The 18,114-nt window shown below is 64.8% G+C and carries 15 protein-coding genes and 3 pseudogenes; 10 read left to right on the top strand and 8 right to left on the bottom strand.

Annotation, left to right across the window (positions count from 1 at the left end; translation table 11 throughout):
- Window positions 1–288: 288 nt before the first annotated feature.
- Window positions 289–908 (bottom strand): annotated as a pseudogene (locus ACN27D_RS01230) (IS5/IS1182 family transposase); the annotation flags it as partial.
- Here ACN27D_RS01230 and ACN27D_RS01225 point away from each other — a divergent pair.
- The gene (locus ACN27D_RS01225; protein WP_421498293.1) at window positions 907–1,878 is read left to right on the top strand and encodes an IS481 family transposase; all 972 of its coding nucleotides are present in this window, start codon (window positions 907–909) and stop codon (window positions 1,876–1,878) included. The pseudogene ACN27D_RS01230 and the gene ACN27D_RS01225 sit on opposite strands and share 2 nt — an antisense overlap.
- Before the next feature lie 100 nt (window positions 1,879–1,978).
- Here ACN27D_RS01225 and ACN27D_RS01220 read toward each other — a convergent pair.
- The 6 genes and pseudogenes from ACN27D_RS01220 to ACN27D_RS01195 all read right to left on the bottom strand — a co-directional run.
- A pseudogene (locus ACN27D_RS01220) lies at window positions 1,979–2,348 on the bottom strand (transposase); the annotation flags it as partial.
- A gap of 343 nt (window positions 2,349–2,691) precedes the next feature.
- Window positions 2,692–3,240, bottom strand: a complete 549-nt coding sequence (locus ACN27D_RS01215; RefSeq protein ID WP_421498292.1) for a glyoxalase superfamily protein — start codon at window positions 3,238–3,240, stop codon at window positions 2,692–2,694.
- Window positions 3,241–3,898: 658 nt separating this feature from the next.
- Window positions 3,899–4,678 carry a transposase family protein gene (locus ACN27D_RS01210; protein WP_421498245.1) on the bottom strand — a complete coding sequence of 260 codons (780 nt, stop codon included), beginning with the start codon at window positions 4,676–4,678 and terminating at the stop codon, window positions 3,899–3,901.
- Between the two features lie 207 nt (window positions 4,679–4,885).
- Window positions 4,886–6,286 carry an IS1380 family transposase gene (locus ACN27D_RS01205; protein ID WP_421498291.1) on the bottom strand — a complete coding sequence of 467 codons (1,401 nt, stop codon included), beginning with the start codon at window positions 6,284–6,286 and terminating at the stop codon, window positions 4,886–4,888.
- Between the two features lie 196 nt (window positions 6,287–6,482).
- On the bottom strand, window positions 6,483–7,160 hold the full coding sequence (locus tag ACN27D_RS01200; RefSeq protein WP_120569298.1) for a response regulator: 678 nt from the start codon (window positions 7,158–7,160) through the stop codon (window positions 6,483–6,485).
- Window positions 7,157–8,842 carry a sensor histidine kinase gene (locus tag ACN27D_RS01195; RefSeq protein ID WP_205776026.1) on the bottom strand — a complete coding sequence of 562 codons (1,686 nt, stop codon included), beginning with the start codon at window positions 8,840–8,842 and terminating at the stop codon, window positions 7,157–7,159. Before ACN27D_RS01195 ends, ACN27D_RS01200 begins: the two co-directional genes overlap by 4 nt.
- Window positions 8,843–8,965: 123 nt before the next feature.
- Here ACN27D_RS01195 and ACN27D_RS01190 point away from each other — a divergent pair, with 123 nt between their 5' ends.
- The 9 genes and pseudogenes from ACN27D_RS01190 to ACN27D_RS01150 all read left to right on the top strand — a co-directional run bounded on the left by ACN27D_RS01190 (window position 8,966) and on the right by ACN27D_RS01150 (window position 16,612).
- Window positions 8,966–9,949 (top strand): Bug family tripartite tricarboxylate transporter substrate binding protein, encoded by a 984-nt coding sequence (locus tag ACN27D_RS01190; RefSeq protein ID WP_421498290.1) that lies wholly within the window; start codon window positions 8,966–8,968, stop codon window positions 9,947–9,949.
- Entirely contained in the window at window positions 9,946–10,617 is a 672-nt protein-coding gene (locus tag ACN27D_RS01185; protein WP_421498289.1) for a tripartite tricarboxylate transporter TctB family protein, read from the top strand. Before ACN27D_RS01190 ends, ACN27D_RS01185 begins: the two co-directional genes overlap by 4 nt.
- Window positions 10,618–12,123 carry a tripartite tricarboxylate transporter permease gene (locus ACN27D_RS01180; RefSeq protein ID WP_120569301.1) on the top strand — a complete coding sequence of 502 codons (1,506 nt, stop codon included), beginning with the start codon at window positions 10,618–10,620 and terminating at the stop codon, window positions 12,121–12,123.
- A complete protein-coding gene (locus tag ACN27D_RS01175) occupies window positions 12,120–12,512 on the top strand; it encodes a universal stress protein (RefSeq protein WP_120569302.1) in 393 nt (130 codons plus the stop codon). The genes ACN27D_RS01180 and ACN27D_RS01175 overlap by 4 nt, the downstream gene beginning before the upstream one ends.
- A gap of 506 nt (window positions 12,513–13,018) precedes the next feature.
- Window positions 13,019–13,981 carry a LysR family transcriptional regulator gene (locus ACN27D_RS01170; protein WP_120569303.1) on the top strand — a complete coding sequence of 321 codons (963 nt, stop codon included), beginning with the start codon at window positions 13,019–13,021 and terminating at the stop codon, window positions 13,979–13,981.
- Between the two features lie 571 nt (window positions 13,982–14,552).
- Entirely contained in the window at window positions 14,553–14,792 is a 240-nt protein-coding gene (locus tag ACN27D_RS01165; RefSeq protein WP_120569304.1) for a hypothetical protein, read from the top strand.
- A 232-nt stretch (window positions 14,793–15,024) separates the two neighbouring features.
- Window positions 15,025–15,204 carry a hypothetical protein gene (locus ACN27D_RS01160; RefSeq protein ID WP_421498288.1) on the top strand — a complete coding sequence of 60 codons (180 nt, stop codon included), beginning with the start codon at window positions 15,025–15,027 and terminating at the stop codon, window positions 15,202–15,204.
- 107 nt (window positions 15,205–15,311) lie between these two features.
- Window positions 15,312–15,698, top strand: coding sequence for a hypothetical protein (locus ACN27D_RS01155; RefSeq protein ID WP_421498287.1), 387 nt, complete (start codon window positions 15,312–15,314; stop codon window positions 15,696–15,698).
- 78 nt (window positions 15,699–15,776) lie between these two features.
- Window positions 15,777–16,612, top strand: a pseudogene (locus ACN27D_RS01150) (GNAT family N-acetyltransferase).
- 645 nt (window positions 16,613–17,257) lie between these two features.
- Here ACN27D_RS01150 and ACN27D_RS01145 read toward each other — a convergent pair.
- The gene (locus tag ACN27D_RS01145) at window positions 17,258–17,995 is read right to left on the bottom strand and encodes a response regulator transcription factor (protein WP_421498286.1); all 738 of its coding nucleotides are present in this window, start codon (window positions 17,993–17,995) and stop codon (window positions 17,258–17,260) included.
- Window positions 17,996–18,114: the final 119 nt, after the last annotated feature.

The raw sequence follows: 18,114 nt of genomic DNA, 5'->3' as shown, positions 1-18,114 counted from the left end.
CATGCCCTGGGAATGAGTCGACAGCGACGGCTTTAGGTGAGCGCTCTCGTCGGGGCAGTACTCGATTCCGCAGGCCAAGGCATCGCCTGTCCGGTTGAACGCCAGAAGTTGTCTTGTCTCGCGCCCGCGCCCCAGGGCAGCCCCGCTGGAACCGAACGGCTGCAGCGGGAAGCCAGCTGCAGCAGGCTCCGGTGATCGTCTTTAGAGCCCCTAACTGATTGAGCGTCGGAGTCGGCTGGCGCAGGTGAGAGTGAGGAACGCTTCGTGGATGTCGTCGCGGATCTCTCAGCGGATGCGCGGGCGGCGGAACCTGTGCAGTAGGGCGATGGTCTGCTCGACGACCCACCGTCGGGTGCCGAGTCGGAGCCGTGGCCGGTGCCGCGTCTGGGCGTGATCGGGGCGCTGTCAGGGACAGCTGCGGATGCCCTTGATGCGAGGATTTCGTCGACCGGGGGCAGCAGTTGGGTGACGTCGTGGCGGTTGTCGCCGGTCAGCGCCGTGGTGAGGGGGGATGCCGCCTGCATCGGTGGTGACGTGGTGTTTCGAACATGGCTTGCGGCGGTCGACGAAGCTCGGACCGGTGTTGGGCCATCCTTGAACGTCCGGACGTGGGAGCCGTCGATCACCGCGCGGGACATGTCCAACCGGCCTGCGGCGCGGAGTGTGCCGAGTGGCACTTCGTGCAGGCGTTGCCACACGCCAGCGTCATTCCAGTCCCGCAGTTGGCGTCAGCAGGTCATCCCCGAGCCGAAACCCAGCTCTTGGGCCGGGTACTCCCAGGCGATCGCGGTGTAGAGCACTAGTTGTAATGCCCATGAGGGTTGTTGACGGCGTGGCGGCTTGAGACGAGGCGAGACCTCCGGCGAGGTGTGAGGTGCTGACGCCCACACGGAACCGGAGGTCTCCATGGCCCACCGTAATGCCCGGCTGACCATCCACGGCCGGCGGCTGCTCATCACGCGTGTCGTTGACCAGGGTCGGCCGGTGGCCCACGTCGTGAAGGAACTGGGCTGTTCTCGGGCCACCGGCTACAAGTGGCTACAGCGGTGGCGGGCCGAGGGCGACGCTGGTCTGCGGGATCGATCCAGCCGGGCTCACCACCAGCCGCACAAGACGCCCGCCCAGTTGGAGGCGCGGGTCTGCCAACTGCGCCAGGAACGCAAACTCGGGGCTCGCCGGCTCGGACCGTTGCTCGGGATGCCGGCCTCGACGGTGCACGCCGTTCTGACGCGGCACGGTCTACACCACCTGGCCTGGCTCGACCGGCCCACCGGTCAGCTCATCCGCCGCTACGAGCGCGACCGGCCCGGCGAGCTGATCCACGTCGACGTCAAGAAACTCGGCCGGGTTCGCGACGGCGGCGGCTGGCGCATCTTGGGCCGCGACAGCCTGGAACACCGCCGTGCCCGCACCGCCGGCCGTGTCGGCTTCGACTACGTGCACTGCGCCATCGACGACCACACCCGTCTCGCCTACGCCGAGATCCACCCCGACGAGAAGACCGACACCTGTGCCGGCTTCCTCCGCCGCGCCGCCGAGCACTTCGCCACCCACGGAATCACCCGCGTCGAACGCGTCATGACCGACAACGCATTGGCCTACCGCCGCGGCCGAGCCTGGCACCAGGCCCTGACCGACCTCGGTGCCACCGCCCGCTTCACCCGCCGCTACCGACCACAGACCAACGGCAAAGCCGAACGCTTCAACCGCACCCTGTGCGACGAATGGGCCTACGCCCAACCCTTCACCAACAACCAGCAACGCGCTGACGCTCTACCCGCCTGGCTGCACACCTACAACCACCACCGCAACCACACCTCGCTCGGCGGCAAACCACCCATCAGCCGCGTCAACAACGCTGCTGGGCATTACAACTAGTGCTCTGACCACGAACGTTCACGGCGTTGGGGTCAGGCTGCGCGGGTGGCGGTTGGTCCCAGCGTCGTTGGCGTTCGCTGCGGATGTGAGCGCGTTCTCAACGTCGAGCGGCCAAGACGCCGGGGTGGCGAACGTTGGCGTTGCGCCAGTGCAGGTAGCCCCACAGGTTTTGGGTCAGCACGGTGTGGTTGGGCTGGTCCGAGCCGGCGATGACGAAGATGCGCAGCCGCCCGAACGGAGCCTCGATCGGGCTGGCCCAGGAGGCGTAAGTCGGGGCGAAGCAGAGCTCCACCTTGTTCCGGGCCGCCCATCTGCGGATCTTGAGGCCCTTGTGCGACAGGTTGTCCAGAGACGTAGATCGGTGCTCCGCCCGGGCGGGCAGCGCGGATCGACTTGAGCGCGGCGAGGGTGTTCGTGGCGTTCTTGCGGTGCCGCACGACGCCCCAGAGTTGGTCGTCACCGACGGAGTAGCGTCGCACTGCGGATTGTCGGTCTCCTTCCACGTCTTGTCCGCTGGAAGGCGTCCGGTGAACCAGCGGACAACCTGCCGGATCGTGTCCTCGTCGGCCTGCACGAGACGGGTGGTCGCTGGCACGGTGTTGCCGCCGGCAGATGCGAGCACGACCATGCCCGACGCCGTCGGGTGGTGAAACGGGTGCCCTGGCGGGTGATCCTGATCAGCTGCTGACCTTCCTGATCACTCAGCCGCCGCACACATACAGGATCTGCCACCGCGACAGCCTGACCGCCTAGAACGCCGCCCGGCCGACAGGCCGGACAGCGTCCCATTCAATAACGTGAACGTTCGAGGCACTAGCTATCGATCAGCTGAGTAAAGCGTAAGACGTTACCGTAGGGGTCGATGACTTCGAGGGTAGGGCCCCCGGGGGATTCCTCGTCCACGTCCGGCCTCAGTGGGATTTCGGAGTGGCCGCGCAGCTCGTCCCGCAAGGCGTAGACATCGGCGACCGGAAACCACGCCACTCCATGTAGACTTCCGTCTCCGTGGTGCTCAGACAGATGCAGCACCGCCTTGGACCTCGATATTTGCACATAGAGGGGCAGCTCGGGCTCGAAGCGGTGCTCCCAGTCCACGGTGAAACCTAGGTACTCGGTATAGAACCGAAGCGCAACCTCTGCAGATATCACTCGTAGAACCGGAACAGCCGAGTCCATGGCCGGTGGCGAGGTGCGTTCTTGCCCACTGCGTAGTACTGCTGTCAAGGCGTTCCAGTCTCTGAAACCAGCCAGCTGCGAGATCATTTCCAATGCCAAGCTGTGAGGAATTTCTACGCCCGCCCTAGACAGATTATTGCGCAGCAACTTCGCGAGTTTCTTAGCTGAGTCGTTGCTATATGTCACGGTCAGCCTTCCGCGTGGCACCGATCGCCGAGGCTCGCGTTGTCAGCATGTCCCACGCTCGAGGGAAGCCTAAGTGGACAGAATATCGTGTGCATTCACCTGTCCCGATGGGATGCGAGCGGCGGGCTGCACTGGCCACCCGCAGCCTACCACGCACCCTGCCTCTGCTGCGCCGGTCAGGCCGTGGGTAGTAGTCGTAGGTGTGTTCCTGACGAAGAGGGGAGTGTCGCGTCAGGGTCGCCGACAGGCGCTCGGCTTAGGGGCCGTGTGGCATGGCATGAGCGGTGGATTCGCAGACAGCGAGTGGACCCGGCAGCCGGCCCCACGCCTGCGCCTGAGGCCGAGGGCTAACGGGGATACTGTATCGAAGATTGTGACGTGCTAAAACGGCAAAGTCTGGCAAGAGCGGATTGTGTTGGCCTGGGGCAGGAGGTCTCCGGTGACGAGGATGGAAGGGGATTCACGCCGAGACTCGAAGCCAGGGTTGGCGCCGGCGTCAGCATGCCGGTGCATGTTAGCGGCGACCCAATCGTGGTGAAATCGACGGTGAGCACTCGGGGTCCGCCGACGGACGGGACATCTCCAAGAGTATGACTTTGACTGGCCTAAGGGACGTCTCGTAACTGGTTGAAGGCGTTGCCCGGCACCGGGCTGGTGGTCAGCCGGCGAGGATGATGTTGTGGAGGTTGGCGATGCCGGAAGCGGCGTCGGCCAATGTGTGGGCGGCGCGGCGGTAGTCGCGCAGGATCTTGAAGCACTTCATCCTGGCCAGGGCGTGTTCGACCCCTGCTCGAACGGTGCGGTGTTCGATGTTGAGGGCTTCTTTCCAGTCCGGCAGAGTGCTGCCGTCGGCGGGCTTGCGGTACGGCATGATCACCTCCGGGTTACCGCGGTAGCCGCCGTCAGCCATCACCGGCCGCCCGTCCAGCTTCTCGGCGATGCCCGAGGTGCGGTAGACGATCGTGTCGTTGCGGTTGCCCGGCTGCGGGTCGCCGACGGCGATGACCAGACGGGTGCTGGCGTCGATAGCGACCTGCAGGTTCGTCGAGTACCGGTAGTTCTTACTCCGGGCGGCCAGCCGGTGATCGCGGGTGGGGATCAGAGTCCCGTCGACGATCGCGATCTGCTCGACCGGCCGTTTACGCACCGGCGCCAGGGCCAGCAGCGGCGCGAGAGTGTCGATGACCCGATGCGCAGCCGAGTGCGACACCCCGAACAGCGGGCCGACCTGCCGCATCGTCAAGTTCGTCCGCCAGTAGGTGGCCACCAGCAGCACCCGATCGGCCAGGTCCAGGGCCCACTGCCGACCCGGCCGGCCGTCAGCGATGCCGTCACCGCCACGCTCGGCGACCAGCCGGACCAGCCTGCGGAACTGGGCGGGCTGCAACCCGGTGAACGGAAAGATCCACTCAGAGTGGGCCGCGGTGATCACCTGCACCCAGGCATCCTGCCCGATCGTCCTCAACAGACAGACACCAGGGTTACGAGACATCCCTTAGCCTCGGTCTTTCATTTCGGCGCGTTTTGATAGGTGCGACTCGATGAACCCGGCTTGAGGATGCCCGTGCTGGGTGCAGGCATGGTGAAGGCCCGGCGCGTGGGCCGGGTTCCTCCGTGGCGGTTGTCGAGCGTTGGGGGTGCTGGTTCAGCTGGCGGGGCGTGGTAGTGCAGCGAGGCGCCCGAACGCGGTGACCAGCGCTTTCGTCCAGGGCCAGCCGGCGGCGATGGCGAGGCGGGTTCGGCGGGCGGTGCGGGTGAGGCGGGCGGCGACGTGCAGCAGCCGGTAGCGCAGCTTTTTCGGCTCCGCGCGGGCCAGGTCGCCGTCGAGGAGCAGGTTCTGAGCCCAGGCGAGTAGGTCGATGCCGGTCAGGGCCAGCAGGAGCCAGGCCTGGTTGATCGGGAAGTGTCGGGAGGGGAACCGGCCGAAGCCGGTGTTCTTGCCGCAGCGGATGCGGTCCTCGACGCGGGCGTGAGCGCGGTGGCGGGCCTCCAGGAACTGGATGCCGCCCTGCCCAGGCGGGGTGTCGGTGGCGATCAGCTGGTGACGCCAGCCTTCGATGGTGTCGAACAGCGACAGCTGGGCGCCGGGGTGCGGGCGTTCGCGGCGGACAATGAACCGGGTCCTCTCGGGCCAGCCGGTGGCATTGAACCGTCCGGTGATCTCGCAGATCTCGGCGTGCTCGCGTAGTTCACCGTCGGTGTCGAGGGCGGGGACCCAGCCGGCGGCGGCGGTGATGGCCTGCCGGACGGGTTCGGTGATCGCGGCGCCGACGGAGAACCGGACGTCCAGGTGCTGCTCGCGCAGGCCGCGGATGTGGGCGAGGAAGCCGTGGCTGGAGCCGGCGGAGTCACTGCGGATCAGGATCGGGACGCCGTGCCGGTGCTCATCCGGGATCTGGGCCAGGGCCTGGTCGAGCACGGTGATGTGATCGGCGGTGGTGTTGGACCCGGCCCGGCCCTCGCGCAGCAGGCCGGACAGTGCTTCGCCAGTGTTGTCCAGGAAGCAGAACAACGGGTGATATCCGAACGTCTTCTTCCAGGTCCGGGTCGCCGATTCCTTCTCGGAATGGCAGAGCACGATCGAGGCGTCCATGTCCAAGATCAGGCCTGCAACGATCTGCCCAGCCACGCTGACTTGCGGGAAGGCTTGGTCGTGGGTCTCGGCGTGCTGGGCCCACGCCGTCTGCCGGGCCTGAGCCCGCGCGGCCCGCAGTTCGGCCAGCAGCGTCTCGTCCAGTTGTGACAGCGTCCGCCACGCCGTCGGGTCGGAGGCGACCGGCCCGAACAGGCCGGCCTGATCCCGTAGCACCGCCAGATCGGCGATCGCTTCGCCGCCGTCGGCCAGCATCACCGCCAGATCGACCGCGATCCGGCCCGGATCGTGACCGCCCTGCCGCTGCCGCAACCCGGCGAGAGCCTCACTGAACGCGCTGGTCAACCCGGTCGCGTCCGCCACATCGGCGAGCAGGCGGGCACCGACGTGACCGACCACCCCTCGCCCGTCGCCGGTCACCACGATCTTCGGACGTGTTGCGGTAGCCTTCACCCAGCAAGTGCCTTCCGTGACGGGACGATCAGGACTCTCGACAAGCCCTATTTTCCCTGATCAGAAGGCACTTCTGCGTTTCCAGCCCAACCCGTGGACAGCCCTTAACGAAGGGCTGAGGCTAGTGGACCGAATTAATACGGCTTGGGGGTAAGCAGAGCTGACGCGACTCCAACGGCGAAGTCAACGACCAGTATTAGCGTCCCATCCAGCGGTAGCGACGTTCAGGGCGGCCAGTGTTTCCGTATTTAAGAGTTACGGCAGCCCGTCCGATAGCTGCGAAGTGCTCAAGATAACGGCGGGCGCTGACACGAGAGATTCCGGCCTGGCTCGCGCACTCGGCAGCAGACAAGGTGGCTGGTTGATTTCGCAGAATCTCTTCAACCAGCCTGCTCGTCTCTGAGCTAAGCCCACGGGGCAAGGTCGAGCCGGTGGTGGTTGGAGCAGAACACGAAAGTGCCCGATCGATGTCCGTTTGGTCGCACACATCGTTGGTCAACAGTGAATTGCGTCGAATGGCATACTGTTCGAGCCTACCGCGTAGCTCCTCGAAGCTAAATGGTTTCAGCAGGTAGTTTACCGCGCCGTACCGGACCGCTCGGCGCACGGCCTCAGCTTCCCGGGCGGCGGTGATTACGATAACGTCGCAGTCGTGCCCCGTGCCATGTAGTCGAGCAACCACGTCGAGGCCGAACATGTCGGGCAGATAGAGATCAAGCAGTACCAAGTGGGGACGAAATTCGGCGACGGCGGCGACCGCTTGCTCGCCGGTGCTCGCTGACGCCACAACTCTGAAACCTTCGATCCGTTCAACGAACCCGCGATGGATCCGTGCCACCATAAAGTCGTCGTCTACGATCAGGACATCTATCATCGGCTTGCCCCGATCATCGCTGCCGATATTCTAGCGGTGAACATGGCCCCCTCTTCCGTATTCGTCACCGCGACCTCACCGCCGCGACGGTGACAAACCATCCGAGTGAGCGCCAGCCCGATCCCGCGCTCTCCGCCCTCCGCCGCCTTTGTCGTAAAACCATGGGCGAATACTTCCTGAGCCAGTTTGGGTGCAACTCCCGGTCCGGAGTCACGTACGATTATCTCAATCGAAGAGGAGTCTTGGCGTAGCTCGACTTCCACCCACTCGGGAATGACCTCGAGCTCGTCATCGGCACGTAACACTACCTCTGAATCTGTAGCGGCAGAATCGCGGCCTCCCGCGACGGCCTCGATGGCGTTGTCGATGAGGTTTCCCAACACCGTCCCGACATCCGCAGAGACTGCCATCTCGAGCCGGTCTAGCCTGCTCCGTTCGGAGATTCGCAATTCTACTCGGCGCTCTGAGGCCACTGCTGACTTCGCCATGAGTAGCGCTGCCACCGCAGTGTCGTGAATCCGGCTTGTCACTGTGAGATCCAGCGAGGCGCGGTGCCTGCTGAGGGCATCGACGTACCGGACGACTTCCTCGTGCTCGCCAATTTGGATCAGCCCAGAAATTGTGTGGAGCTGATTAGCGAACTCGTGAGTCTGCGCGCGAAGCGACTCGGTCGTGCTGCGGAAGGAGCCGATTTCCTGTTCCAGCTTGGTTAGCTCAGTTCGGTCCCGCAGGGTGGTGACCGAGCCTAGGCGGCGTCCGTCCTTGGCTACCGTCATCCGGTTCATCACGAGCACCCGGCCACCCCGCACCACGACCTGGTCCCGCGTCCCCAGCCCGCTGTCAGCACCGGCCAGGACGTCCCGCAACCGGCCCCCGATCCGTAGGTCTGACAAGGTGCTGCCAATGCAGTGGTCGGGCAGGTCGAGCAAACGCCGACCCACGGCGTTGACCAGGGTGATCCGGTGCTGCGGATCCAGAGCGATAACCCCTTCAGCGATGCCATGTAGCAGCGCCTCACGATGTTCGGCCAGCCCCGCGATCTCACGTGGCTCAAGGCCAAGGGTTTGCCGCTTGATGCGCCGCGCCAGTAGCCAAGATCCCAGCACCCCCAGAGCGCTGGCAATACCGAGGTAGGTGAAGAGGTACGAAGAAGCGCCGACCAGCCGTTGGGACCAAGACGGTGGCGCCTCCCCGACCATTACCACTCCGAGGTGTCGCCCGAGGTTCTCCTCCTTCCTGTCGCCCAGGACCGGCACCTGTGCCACGAGTTCCCGCGTCCCGCCTACGGTGAGCTCGCCGAACCAGCTTCGACCGCGTGCGACCCGCGGATCACCGAGCGCCATGGGACTGCCCACAAGCGTCGGGTTGGTAGAGGTGACGATCCGGCCGCTGTCGTCGGCGACGCTGACGGTTGTCACGTTGGCCTGAACCGGCAGGTTTTGTATCAGAGAGGCGATCGTCTCGCCCGGCGCTGGTCGGGCGAGACGATCGCGAAGCAGGGGGTTGCCGGCGAGCTGCTCCCCAAGGGCGGCAACTCGGCGGCCTTCGACTCGATTGAACGTGGCCGCTGACTGGGCCAGCGACACAGCCGCCACCGCCGTGAGGACCACGACGATGATCGCTAGTTGGAGGGCGAGGAGCTGCCCGGCGAGCGTGCGACGCCGAGACATGACCGCGACCACAAAGACCTCAACTTCCGCTGGTGACAGAAGGCAGACGGGTTGCCTGCCTAGGGGTCATCATCTTGCCGCCGGTCTGATTCGAAACGGAAGAGAAACATGATGACAACCAGATGGAACGCACTAGTGGTAGGTGTCGCGGCAGCTACGGCCCTTGCCCTCGGGGGCTGTGGCGCCACCGCAGGGAAGGAGGAGGCGGGGGCCGGCGGCGACGGGAAGCCGGTCACCGGTCTGCGGATCATGGTGCCGAACAGCCCGGGGGGCGGGTATGACACCACGGCCCGAACTGCCGCGAAGGTGATGGACGACGCAAAGATCGCCACCGGAGTGCAGGTCTTCAACCTCCCCGGCGCGGGCGGCACGGTGGGACTACAGAGAATCGTGAACGAGAAGGGTAACGGCAAGCTCGCCATGCAGATGGGCCTCGGCGTGGTCGGAGCTTCCTACACCTCGAAGTCGTCCGCCACGCTGACAAAAACGACGCCGCTGGCCAAGATGATCGAGGAGGCCGGTGCCATCGTCGTACCGAAGAACTCGCCGTACCGAACGATAAACGACCTGGTCGCGGCCTGGAAGGCCAAGCCGAAGAGCATCGCGGTCGGCGGAGGTTCCTCCCCCGGTGGTCCGGATCATCTGCTGCCTATGCAGCTCGCGAAAACAGTCGGCATCGACCCCCGTCAAGTCAACTACATCTCCTACGACGGTGGCGGCGAGCTGCTACCGGCTCTCCTCGGCGGCAAGGTGGCCTTTGGTGCGAGCGGATTCGGGGAATTCCTCGACCAGGTTGAGGCCGGGCAGCTCCGCGTTCTCGCCGTAACCAGCGAAGAACCGGTTGACGCGCTCAAGGATGTACCGACGTTGAAGTCCGCTGGCATCGGCCTTGTCTTCACCAACTGGCGGGGCGTTGTAGCGCCTCCTGGGATCAGCGACGCCGACAAGAAGGTATGGATCGACGTTCTGACAAAAATGCACGACTCCACCGAATGGAAGACTGAACTGACTAAGCGTGGATGGACCGACGCCTTCCTAACTGGTGATCAGTTCGCCGCCTTCCTTACCGAACAGGACAAGTCGGTGGCCGATCTACTCAAGCAACTCGGCCTGGCATGACCCGCCCGTCCTCCCGGCCGGACCGAGACGGCGCTTCGCCGTCTCGGTCACCGGTCCTGCCCGACACCCCGATTCAGCCAGCGTCCGAGGGATCCAGTGAAGATGGCACAGTACCACCTGCATCTCCTGCGCCTGATACTACGAGAGCGACCGGCTCGGTAGCAGGTGCCGTAACGCCTGTATCGAAGCCGGACCGAGCGCAATACCTCGTCTGCGCCTTTCTCGCCCTGGTCGGTGGCGGTGTCATTTTCGACGCAGCACGGATCGGGCAGGCGGTGAGCAGTGCCGACTCTCTGGGCCCCAAACCGGTGCCGATCCTTCTCGGGCTGCTTCTGCTGGCTGTCGCCGCATTCTACGCCATCGACGTGGCCCGAGGCGGCGCTGGCGAGCCTGAGGCCGGCGAGGACGTCGACCTTGACACGCCAATCGACTGGCGGACCGTGCTGCTTCTCGTCGGAGTGTTCCTGACTAACGCGGTGCTGATCGAACCGCTCGGCTGGGTGATCAGCGGGACTCTCCTTTTCTGGGGCGCAGCCTTCGCGCTCGGAAACCGCCACCACATCCGGAACCTGCTGCTCGCCCTTGGGCTTTCGCTCCTTACATTCTACACATTTGCTATCGGGCTTGGCGTGAACCTGCCGGCCGGCGTTCTGAGAGGGATCCTGTAAATGCAGAATCTCAACTCACTGCTTGATGGATTCGCTCATGTTGTGACGCCGATGAACCTGCTCATCGCGCTGCTCGGCGTCACCATCGGCACCGCGGTCGGCGTGCTGCCGGGCATCGGCCCGGCGATGACCGTGGCGCTTCTACTGCCGGTCACTTACGGCATGGAGCCCACTCAGGCCTTCATCATGTTCGCCGGCATTTTCTACGGTGGCATGTACGGCGGGTCGACCACCTCGATCCTGCTCAACACTCCGGGTGAGTCCTCGTCCGTGGTGACCGCGATCGAGGGCAACAAGATGGCCAAGGCCGGTCGAGCGGCGCAGGCGTTGGCTACAGCTGCGATTGGGTCGTTCGTCGCTGGGACCATCGCCACCCTGCTGCTGGTAGTGGTGACCCCACCGGTGGTCCGCTTTGCGATCAGCCTAGGGGCGCCGGACTACTTCGCCCTGATGTTGCTCGCGTTCGTCGCAGTAACTGCGGTGCTGGGCGCCTCGCGAGTGCGGGGCTTCGCCTCGTTGCTGCTCGGTCTGCTGATCGGCTTGGTTGGCATCGACAAGGTGACCGGACAGCAGCGACTCACTCTCGGCATTCCACAGCTTGCTGACGGGATAGATGTGGTTGTCGTTGCTGTCGGCATTTTCGCCGTGGGGGAAGCGCTCTGGATCGCGGCACACCTCCGCCGCAGAGCCGCCGAGGTCATTCCCGTGGGACGGCCGTGGATGGGCCGCGAAGACTGGCGACGGTCATGGAAGCCCTGGCTGCGCGGCACCGCTTATGGATTTCCCTTCGGAGCGCTGCCTGCCGGAGGAGCTGAGATTCCCACGTTCCTGTCGTACGCCACTGAGAAGCGGTTGTCCAAGCACAAGGAGGAATTCGGCCGAGGCGCCATCGAGGGTGTCGCCGGCCCCGAAGCCGCTAATAATGCATCGGCCGCCGGCACACTAGTTCCCATGCTGGCCATCGGCCTGCCCACCAACGCCACGGCCGCAGTGATGCTGGCGGCGTTCGAACAGTACGGCATCCAACCTGGTCCGCTGCTCTTCGAACGGGAGTCCGGGCTCGTCTGGACCCTGATCGCCAGCCTCTTCATCGGCAACTTGTTGCTGCTGGTTTTGAACCTGCCGCTCGCTCCAGCCTGGGCCCGGCTGCTGCGCGTGCCTCGGCCCTACCTGTACGCAGGTATCCTCTTCTTCGCCTCAATGGGAGCCTACGCCGTCAACGCGCAGCCCTTCGACTTGTTTCTACTGCTCCTTCTCGGACTGCTCGGCTTCGGCCTTCGCCGATTCGGGCTCCCGATCCTGCCGCTGATCGTCGGCGTGATTCTGGCCCCGCGTGCTGAGCTCCAAGGTCGACGCGCATTGCAGCTCTCCGGTGGTGAATTGCATGGGCTGTTAGGCGGCTGGGTGTCTTACTTGATCTACACGACTGTCCTGGTGGTGCTTCTCTGGCCCCTCATCCGACGGCTTGTTCTCCGCCGGTGGAACGGAAGGTTGGCGACCGAATGACGGTCCTAGTTGGATATGTTCCCTCACCCATGGGCCAGGCTGCCTTGCGCGCCGCTATCATTCAAGCACGGTTTCGCAACGAGCCGGTGCTCGTAGTTAATACCTCTCGAGGGGACGCATACGTAGACCCGTGCTTTGCCCAGCAGCCTGATCTAGATCTGGTGACCCGCGAGCTAGATGCGGCTGAGGTTCGCTACGCGATACGGCAGCTCATGCAGGGACGGGATGCAGCCGAGGAGATCGCCGACCTCGCGGAGGCGGCTGATGTGTCACTGGTGGTCATCGGTATACGGCATCGAAGCCCTATCGGCAAACTAATCCTGGGATCGACCGCCCAGGAGATCTTGCTTCGGGTATCCTGCCCCGTGCTGGCGGTGAAAGCCAGCTGACTTCGTCCGATCGCCGTGACATGCCGCACGTCGGTCACCTGCCACCGAGTGGCCCGCACCGGTCTTCTAGTTCTTGTTCTCCAGTTGGCCGGCCGAATGAGGCTGCGGTAGAGGGCAAAACGGACACCTCCGTGCAATGAGATGTCTGCGTGAGCCAGTTAACAACGATGGACATGGACCGCGGTGACTCGTTGCCCAGAGGTCGCGAGTGATCTGCCTTAGGGCTGGGGAGGAGTCGGATGACGAACGACCCTCTTGCGCGGTGCCGGGATCATCAAGCGCTCGCGGGGCACCTGCTGGAAGACCTCGCTTAGCTGCACAGCGGTGTTCTCGCTCGAATCGACCGTTTGTTATAGCGAAGGCCCATAGAGCACGACTATCGAGCTCGATCGCTCTGGTTCCGAGATTTATACGTATTCCTTACAGTTGGTGCGGACACTCCGGGTTTGCTGGGGGAAGGGGTGGGGTGACTTCCTTGTCCAGACGTGGGCGGATAGGCTGGTTATATGGATCTGGAGATTCGGCACCTTAGGGCTATTTGCGCAATCGCGGACACCGGCAGCATCTCCAAGGCGGCGTCCAAGCTCGGGATTTCGCAGCCCTCTGTAACGACTCTGCTCCAGCGAGTCGAGCGACTGGCCGGTCATCAAATATTCCTGCGTAGCCGCAGCGGTGCTCGCCCGACTACCTTCGGAGAGCAGTTCGTGCGACGGTCTCGTCTGCTGGTCGCTGAGATGGATGCGTTGGGAGGAGAGATCGTGGGGCCAGCTGGTGTGATCCGTTTCGGGTCCGTTCACATGGAGTGCGTATCGTCACTGTTTCAGCGCCTTGAGGACAGCTTCCCGCACATCTCCTTCTCCATGTGTGTTGAGCCTTCCAGTTCGACTTTGGCTCAGCGTCTCGTGCACGGCGACCTGGACGTCGCGGTGCTGGCTATCGCGGAATCCCAGCAGATACCGCTCCCGCGAGAGCTAGGCGAGAGGGTGCTTGCGCCGGCGATCCCCGTATACGTCGCCATCTCCAGCTCTCACAGACTGGCCGCACTTCAGGAGGTGCCACTAATAGAGCTGGCCGAGGAGTCGTGGATTAGGCCACCGGGTGGAGAGGACGGCTCCCTGTCCGCTTTCTGGGAGGCGGCCCGCAAGGCGGGATTCACCCCGAAGATCCAGTTCGACGTCCCTAGCGGCGGGGGAGGGCCGCTTATAGCGTCGGGGCGGGCTGTTCGGCTTGTGGAGCCTACCTCTCGCGGCGGCCCGGGAATTACGATCGTCCCGCTTGCTGGTGAGCCGCTACGTATGCACCTCACCTTGTGGTGGCACCGGCGTCGTATCAGCGTCGAGCAAGCCGACGAGTTCTTCCAGGCTGTCCTCGACACCTACTCCATCTTCGCAATGGAGAGTCGTGTTTTCCAGCCCCGGTGGTCGAGGTGTCCACCAGCGACTCCCGAGGCGCCTGGCGACGGTGAATAGCGCGGTTATCGGTGGCGCGAGCCCCGGGTAACCGGGTGTACAGGGTTTACTGGTGCTTCCTACACTTCAGCGAAGCCAGGCGGGCTATCTCATTGTGCCCTGAGGGCGCAGTAATAGCGATGTAGGGGGTCTCGTCCAGCCCTAGCCGGGAGAGTTTCGGCACTTCATGGCCTGTCCTTGCGGGCGGTTTCCTTCCCCCTGTGGGACCTGACCAGGCCACCAGAAGTTGGCCTTGGGCCGCAGGCGGCCACCCGCCCGGGTCTGCTGGTCGACACCGGCTGCTAGTACGGCAGCCGCCGTTTGAGATGTCGCTGCTCTGACGGGGTGGACGGGGGTGGAGACCGCAGGATCGTTTGTGCGTTGTGGACCCCACATCAGATCTGGCGGCGGCCGAGTACCACAACGTAGCCCTTGGCCGGTGGGAGCGGGTGCTGGCTGAGGTGCTGCGCGGCCAGTTCGGGCGGGTCGAGCGCCTCGAGCGCGGGGCAATCGTGACGGGCTGCGCTCCCGATTGCGAGGTCAAGACGTGTTGGCAGTTGGGCGAGCGGGCCGGGCATGCCGGCCGGATGCGATGCAGCAACTGTTGTACCGGGCGGTGTGGGATGCCGACGCCGGCCGTGAAGACCTGAGGCAGATGATCACCTCCCGGTTCGGTGATCCGGACGCGATCCTGGTCGTCGACGACATCGGTGACCTGAAGAAAGGCGTCACGCGGTCGAGTGCAGCGGCAGTACACCGGCACGGCGGGGCGGATGGAGAACACCAGGTCGGGGTGCTCCTGGCTACGCCGGCGCCAATGTGCACCGCTTGACGACCGGCTGGTGTATCTGCCGGCGTCGTGGACCGCCGAATGGGATCTCTGCGCAGCTGCTGGGGTGCTCTGGCGAGGTCGGGTTCGCCGCCAAGCCGGAGCTGACCGCCTAGATGATCACCGCCGCGCTGAACGCGAAGTGCCGCCGGGGGGCGGCCGCGGACGAGGCTTACGACAACAGCGGTGTCTTCCGTGCTGCCTGTGCGGACACGAGATCGGCTATGTCTTGGCGGTGTCCTGCGGTCACCTGGTGCCGCTCGGCGGCGGTAAGACCCGCGTCCGCGCCGACTGCATCGCGGCTGACCTGCCCGCCTCGGCATGGCAACGCCAATCGGCCGGTGCCGGATCCAAGGGCCCGCGCTTCTACGAGTGGGCCTGGCTCGACGACGTGTGCACCGACGACGGCGGCTGACACAGTCTTGCTGATCCGGCCGCAAAACCAGCGCCGGTGAGCTGACCTTCTACCGCTGCTGGATCCCCGGGCCGACCACGCTCGCCCACCTCGTCCGCGCCGCCGGGATGCGCTGTACCGTCGAAGAAGCCTTCCAGGCCGCCAAGAGCCAGGTCCGCCTGAACCAGCGCCAGGTCCCCCGCTGGGGCTCCTGGCACCGCTTCGCCAGCCTCGCCCTGGCCGCCCTGGCGATCTGCGCCCCCGACGCGGGCCGCCATGACCCTGCCGACACCGGACCGATCAAGCTAGTCGATGAGGGCTGCCGCCTGATCAATACCTGCATCATCCGCCCGATCAGCGACCTCGCTCACCGTTTACACTGGTCGCAGTGGCGGGGCCGGCATCAAGCCCGAGCCCGACGATCCCACTTACGCGCGCGCCGCAACCTCGTCGCCAGTCGTTGTTCATCGTCGTTGCAGATGGCGTCCGACGGCCTGATGACGACCTGGCTGTAGACATCGACGAGCCGTGATTAATGCTGGCTCCTTCGAAAGTCGATGGCGCCAGGCCGCTCGTTGGGTTTGAGCGCACTCATGAGCATCAACTTGCAGACCCCCAGCGTTGATGAGCTGTCACCAGCGGTGCATGCGCTCAAGCGGTGGCAGTACGACGGAGGGCCACTGCATCTGCGTTCCCGCGATCTTGGGTGGCACTCGTTACATGGTGCGGCGGCTACGGCCGCTGCAATCCGGGCGTGGTCGCGTAACGGGGAGGCTCTCGCGATCGGGCCACTGGACGGCGCCGACCTGGTGCGCATGGCGGCCGCTCCCGACTGGCATGATGACGAGGCACTGGCCCACCGGTTCACCGCTGATCTCGACACCCCAAGGCGTGTCCTGGCTCCTGACGGTGGGACCGTCGAAGCCCGAGGTGCGGAGCGTCTCACCCAATTGCTGCTGGAGCGGAATGAGCCGTGGACAACGTTCCACCGCGGTCTCGGACCCGGTACAGGAGCGCGGGGTGCGCATCGAGACGATCGAGACCGACCGCGCCGAGGTGTGGGTCGGCCTCCACTGGTCCGCGTTCCGCGGCTCACCCTTCAGCGATGCCGACCGTCGCCGCATGGTCGGGCGTTGGCGAGCGATAGCCGGTGGCCCGTTCTACGCTGACACGCGCTGCCCCGTGGCATTCGATCAAAACGACGACGCTGTGGCAGTCGCGGCTGTTTGATCAGTCGGCCCGGGGCGGCCAGGACTGCTGGAACCGATGGGCGTGCACCGCAGTCACCGAGGCCACGGTAACGGCACCGCGATCACGCTTGCCGCCGCTGAGGCCCTTCGGGACATGGGTTCGTCCGGCGCGAGTGTGCGTGGAGAGCTCCAATGTCGGCGCCGTAGCTACCTACGCCTCGGCCGATTGCACGCCGTAACCCGAGGTGACCGATCTGCGCCGCGGTTCCCGGTGAATACCGCGACGCCGCCGACCACGACCCCGCCGATGCCGGACTGATCAAGCTCAGGCCAACGAGGCCCGCCGCCTGATCAACGCCTGCCTCACTCACCCGATCAGGCCCGAGTCCGACGAGCCCACTACACACCCCGGCTCAACTTCGGACTTTAGTCATGATCCCAAACGCCGGCAGTCGTACTAGCTGAGGGCTGGTCGCATCGGCTGCCGATCATGACTGCGGCGAAGTTGCACCTCACATGCGCCCTTAGAGGGCCGGAGGCTTCTTGCTCGTGATGACCAGGCCTGCCTGTCACTTGTGGTCGGAGACCCGCTGGAAGAACAAACTGGCGGCTTCTCTGCGAAAGAGACGCAGGCGCCCTCGGCGAGCATCAACAGCAGGATCCGGCCGGGCGTGACGGAACTGTCTTACAGACGTGGCTCGGCGCCTCACGTCACACAGTCCGCCGCAAACCTCCACAGGGATGACTCTGCGTCAATGAGAGCTGGCAAGAAGTCTCCTCCCGCCATCGAGGCGCCGAGATCGCGAAGACTTGGCGCCCGGCCGACCACGACTTGCTTTCGGACCTCGCCGTCCAGCCATCCTGGGTTCGGCAGCGATGCATGCCTATCGGCACGTCGGCCCGCTCGCAGACGCTTTCTCAACATGCTGCTGTCTTGGAACGGGATGCAATGAGACTCCGCGGCCTCGGGCGGTATGCAGGAACTTGGTACCGGCAGCGCGCTCAGCGAGCTTGCGCCGGAGGCGGCACAGCAAAGCGTCAAGTGAGGCGGCCGAGACCGCATCTCCTCCCGCTCTTGTCCTCAGGAGCGACCGCGACACTACCCGGCCAGGATGCTCCGCCAGGCAGGAAAGAAGGTCGAACTCAGTGCGTGTCAGCGTCACCGGTTGTCCCTCTACTGTGACACTGCGGCCTGCGACGTCGATGCGGAGCGTGCCAACCTCCGACGGTGCCGGAGGCGGCGCAGGTGGCACGCGACGCAGCAGGGCGCTAATGCACGCGTCAACTACCGCTGGCGGGCATGGCTTGGGCAGGAAACCGTCTGCGCCCGCGCGTAGCAGGCTCACAACGTCGTCGTCGGTGCGGTTGAGCGTATGCGCCACCACCGGCCGCCGTGACGCGACGCACAACAGGCGCATTAGGAGTAAGCCGTCCACTGCGGGCATGATCGGATCCACGATCACGGCATCCGGTCGCTGGTGGGTATGGCAGGTCAGATCAGATAGCGTTCGGCCGCTTTCGTGCAGGGCGACTTCTGTGACCGCGTGGCCGAGACTGGTCAACTGGTCGCTGAGCAGACGTCGATAGCGATGGTCTTCGTCGATGAGCAAGATGTTCGCCATGGTTGCCATCCGGTGTCTACTTCGTGAACACCTGGACGATCGCACGCACAGGCCACCCGTTCTCATGTCATGTGTCCATCACACCGACTGATCGCTCGTGCAACCTCTGCGTCCTCGAC

The organism is Micromonospora sp. WMMD1274, from assembly GCF_049179035.1.
Classification (GTDB): domain Bacteria; phylum Actinomycetota; class Actinomycetes; order Mycobacteriales; family Micromonosporaceae; genus Micromonospora; species Micromonospora tulbaghiae.
Note: the sequence above shows the minus strand (reverse complement) of the source record. Positions and strands in the feature narration are given on the sequence as shown.

Excerpts from the sequence above, each read along its gene's own strand:
- ACN27D_RS01225 (WP_421498293.1), top strand. The coding sequence starts at position 907 with ATGGCCCACCGTAATGCCCGGCTGACCATCCACGGCCGGCGGCTGCTC.
- ACN27D_RS01200 (WP_120569298.1), bottom strand. The coding sequence starts at position 7,160 with ATGATAGATGTCCTGATCGTAGACGACGACTTTATGGTGGCACGGATC.
- ACN27D_RS01185 (WP_421498289.1), top strand. The coding sequence starts at position 9,946 with ATGACCCGCCCGTCCTCCCGGCCGGACCGAGACGGCGCTTCGCCGTCT.
- ACN27D_RS01180 (WP_120569301.1), top strand. The coding sequence starts at position 10,618 with ATGCAGAATCTCAACTCACTGCTTGATGGATTCGCTCATGTTGTGACG.
- ACN27D_RS01175 (WP_120569302.1), top strand. The coding sequence starts at position 12,120 with ATGACGGTCCTAGTTGGATATGTTCCCTCACCCATGGGCCAGGCTGCC.
- ACN27D_RS01170 (WP_120569303.1), top strand. The coding sequence starts at position 13,019 with ATGGATCTGGAGATTCGGCACCTTAGGGCTATTTGCGCAATCGCGGAC.
- ACN27D_RS01165 (WP_120569304.1), top strand. The coding sequence starts at position 14,553 with ATGCAGCAACTGTTGTACCGGGCGGTGTGGGATGCCGACGCCGGCCGT.
- ACN27D_RS01155 (WP_421498287.1), top strand. The coding sequence starts at position 15,312 with ATGCGCTGTACCGTCGAAGAAGCCTTCCAGGCCGCCAAGAGCCAGGTC.
- ACN27D_RS01145 (WP_421498286.1), bottom strand. The coding sequence starts at position 17,995 with ATGGCGAACATCTTGCTCATCGACGAAGACCATCGCTATCGACGTCTG.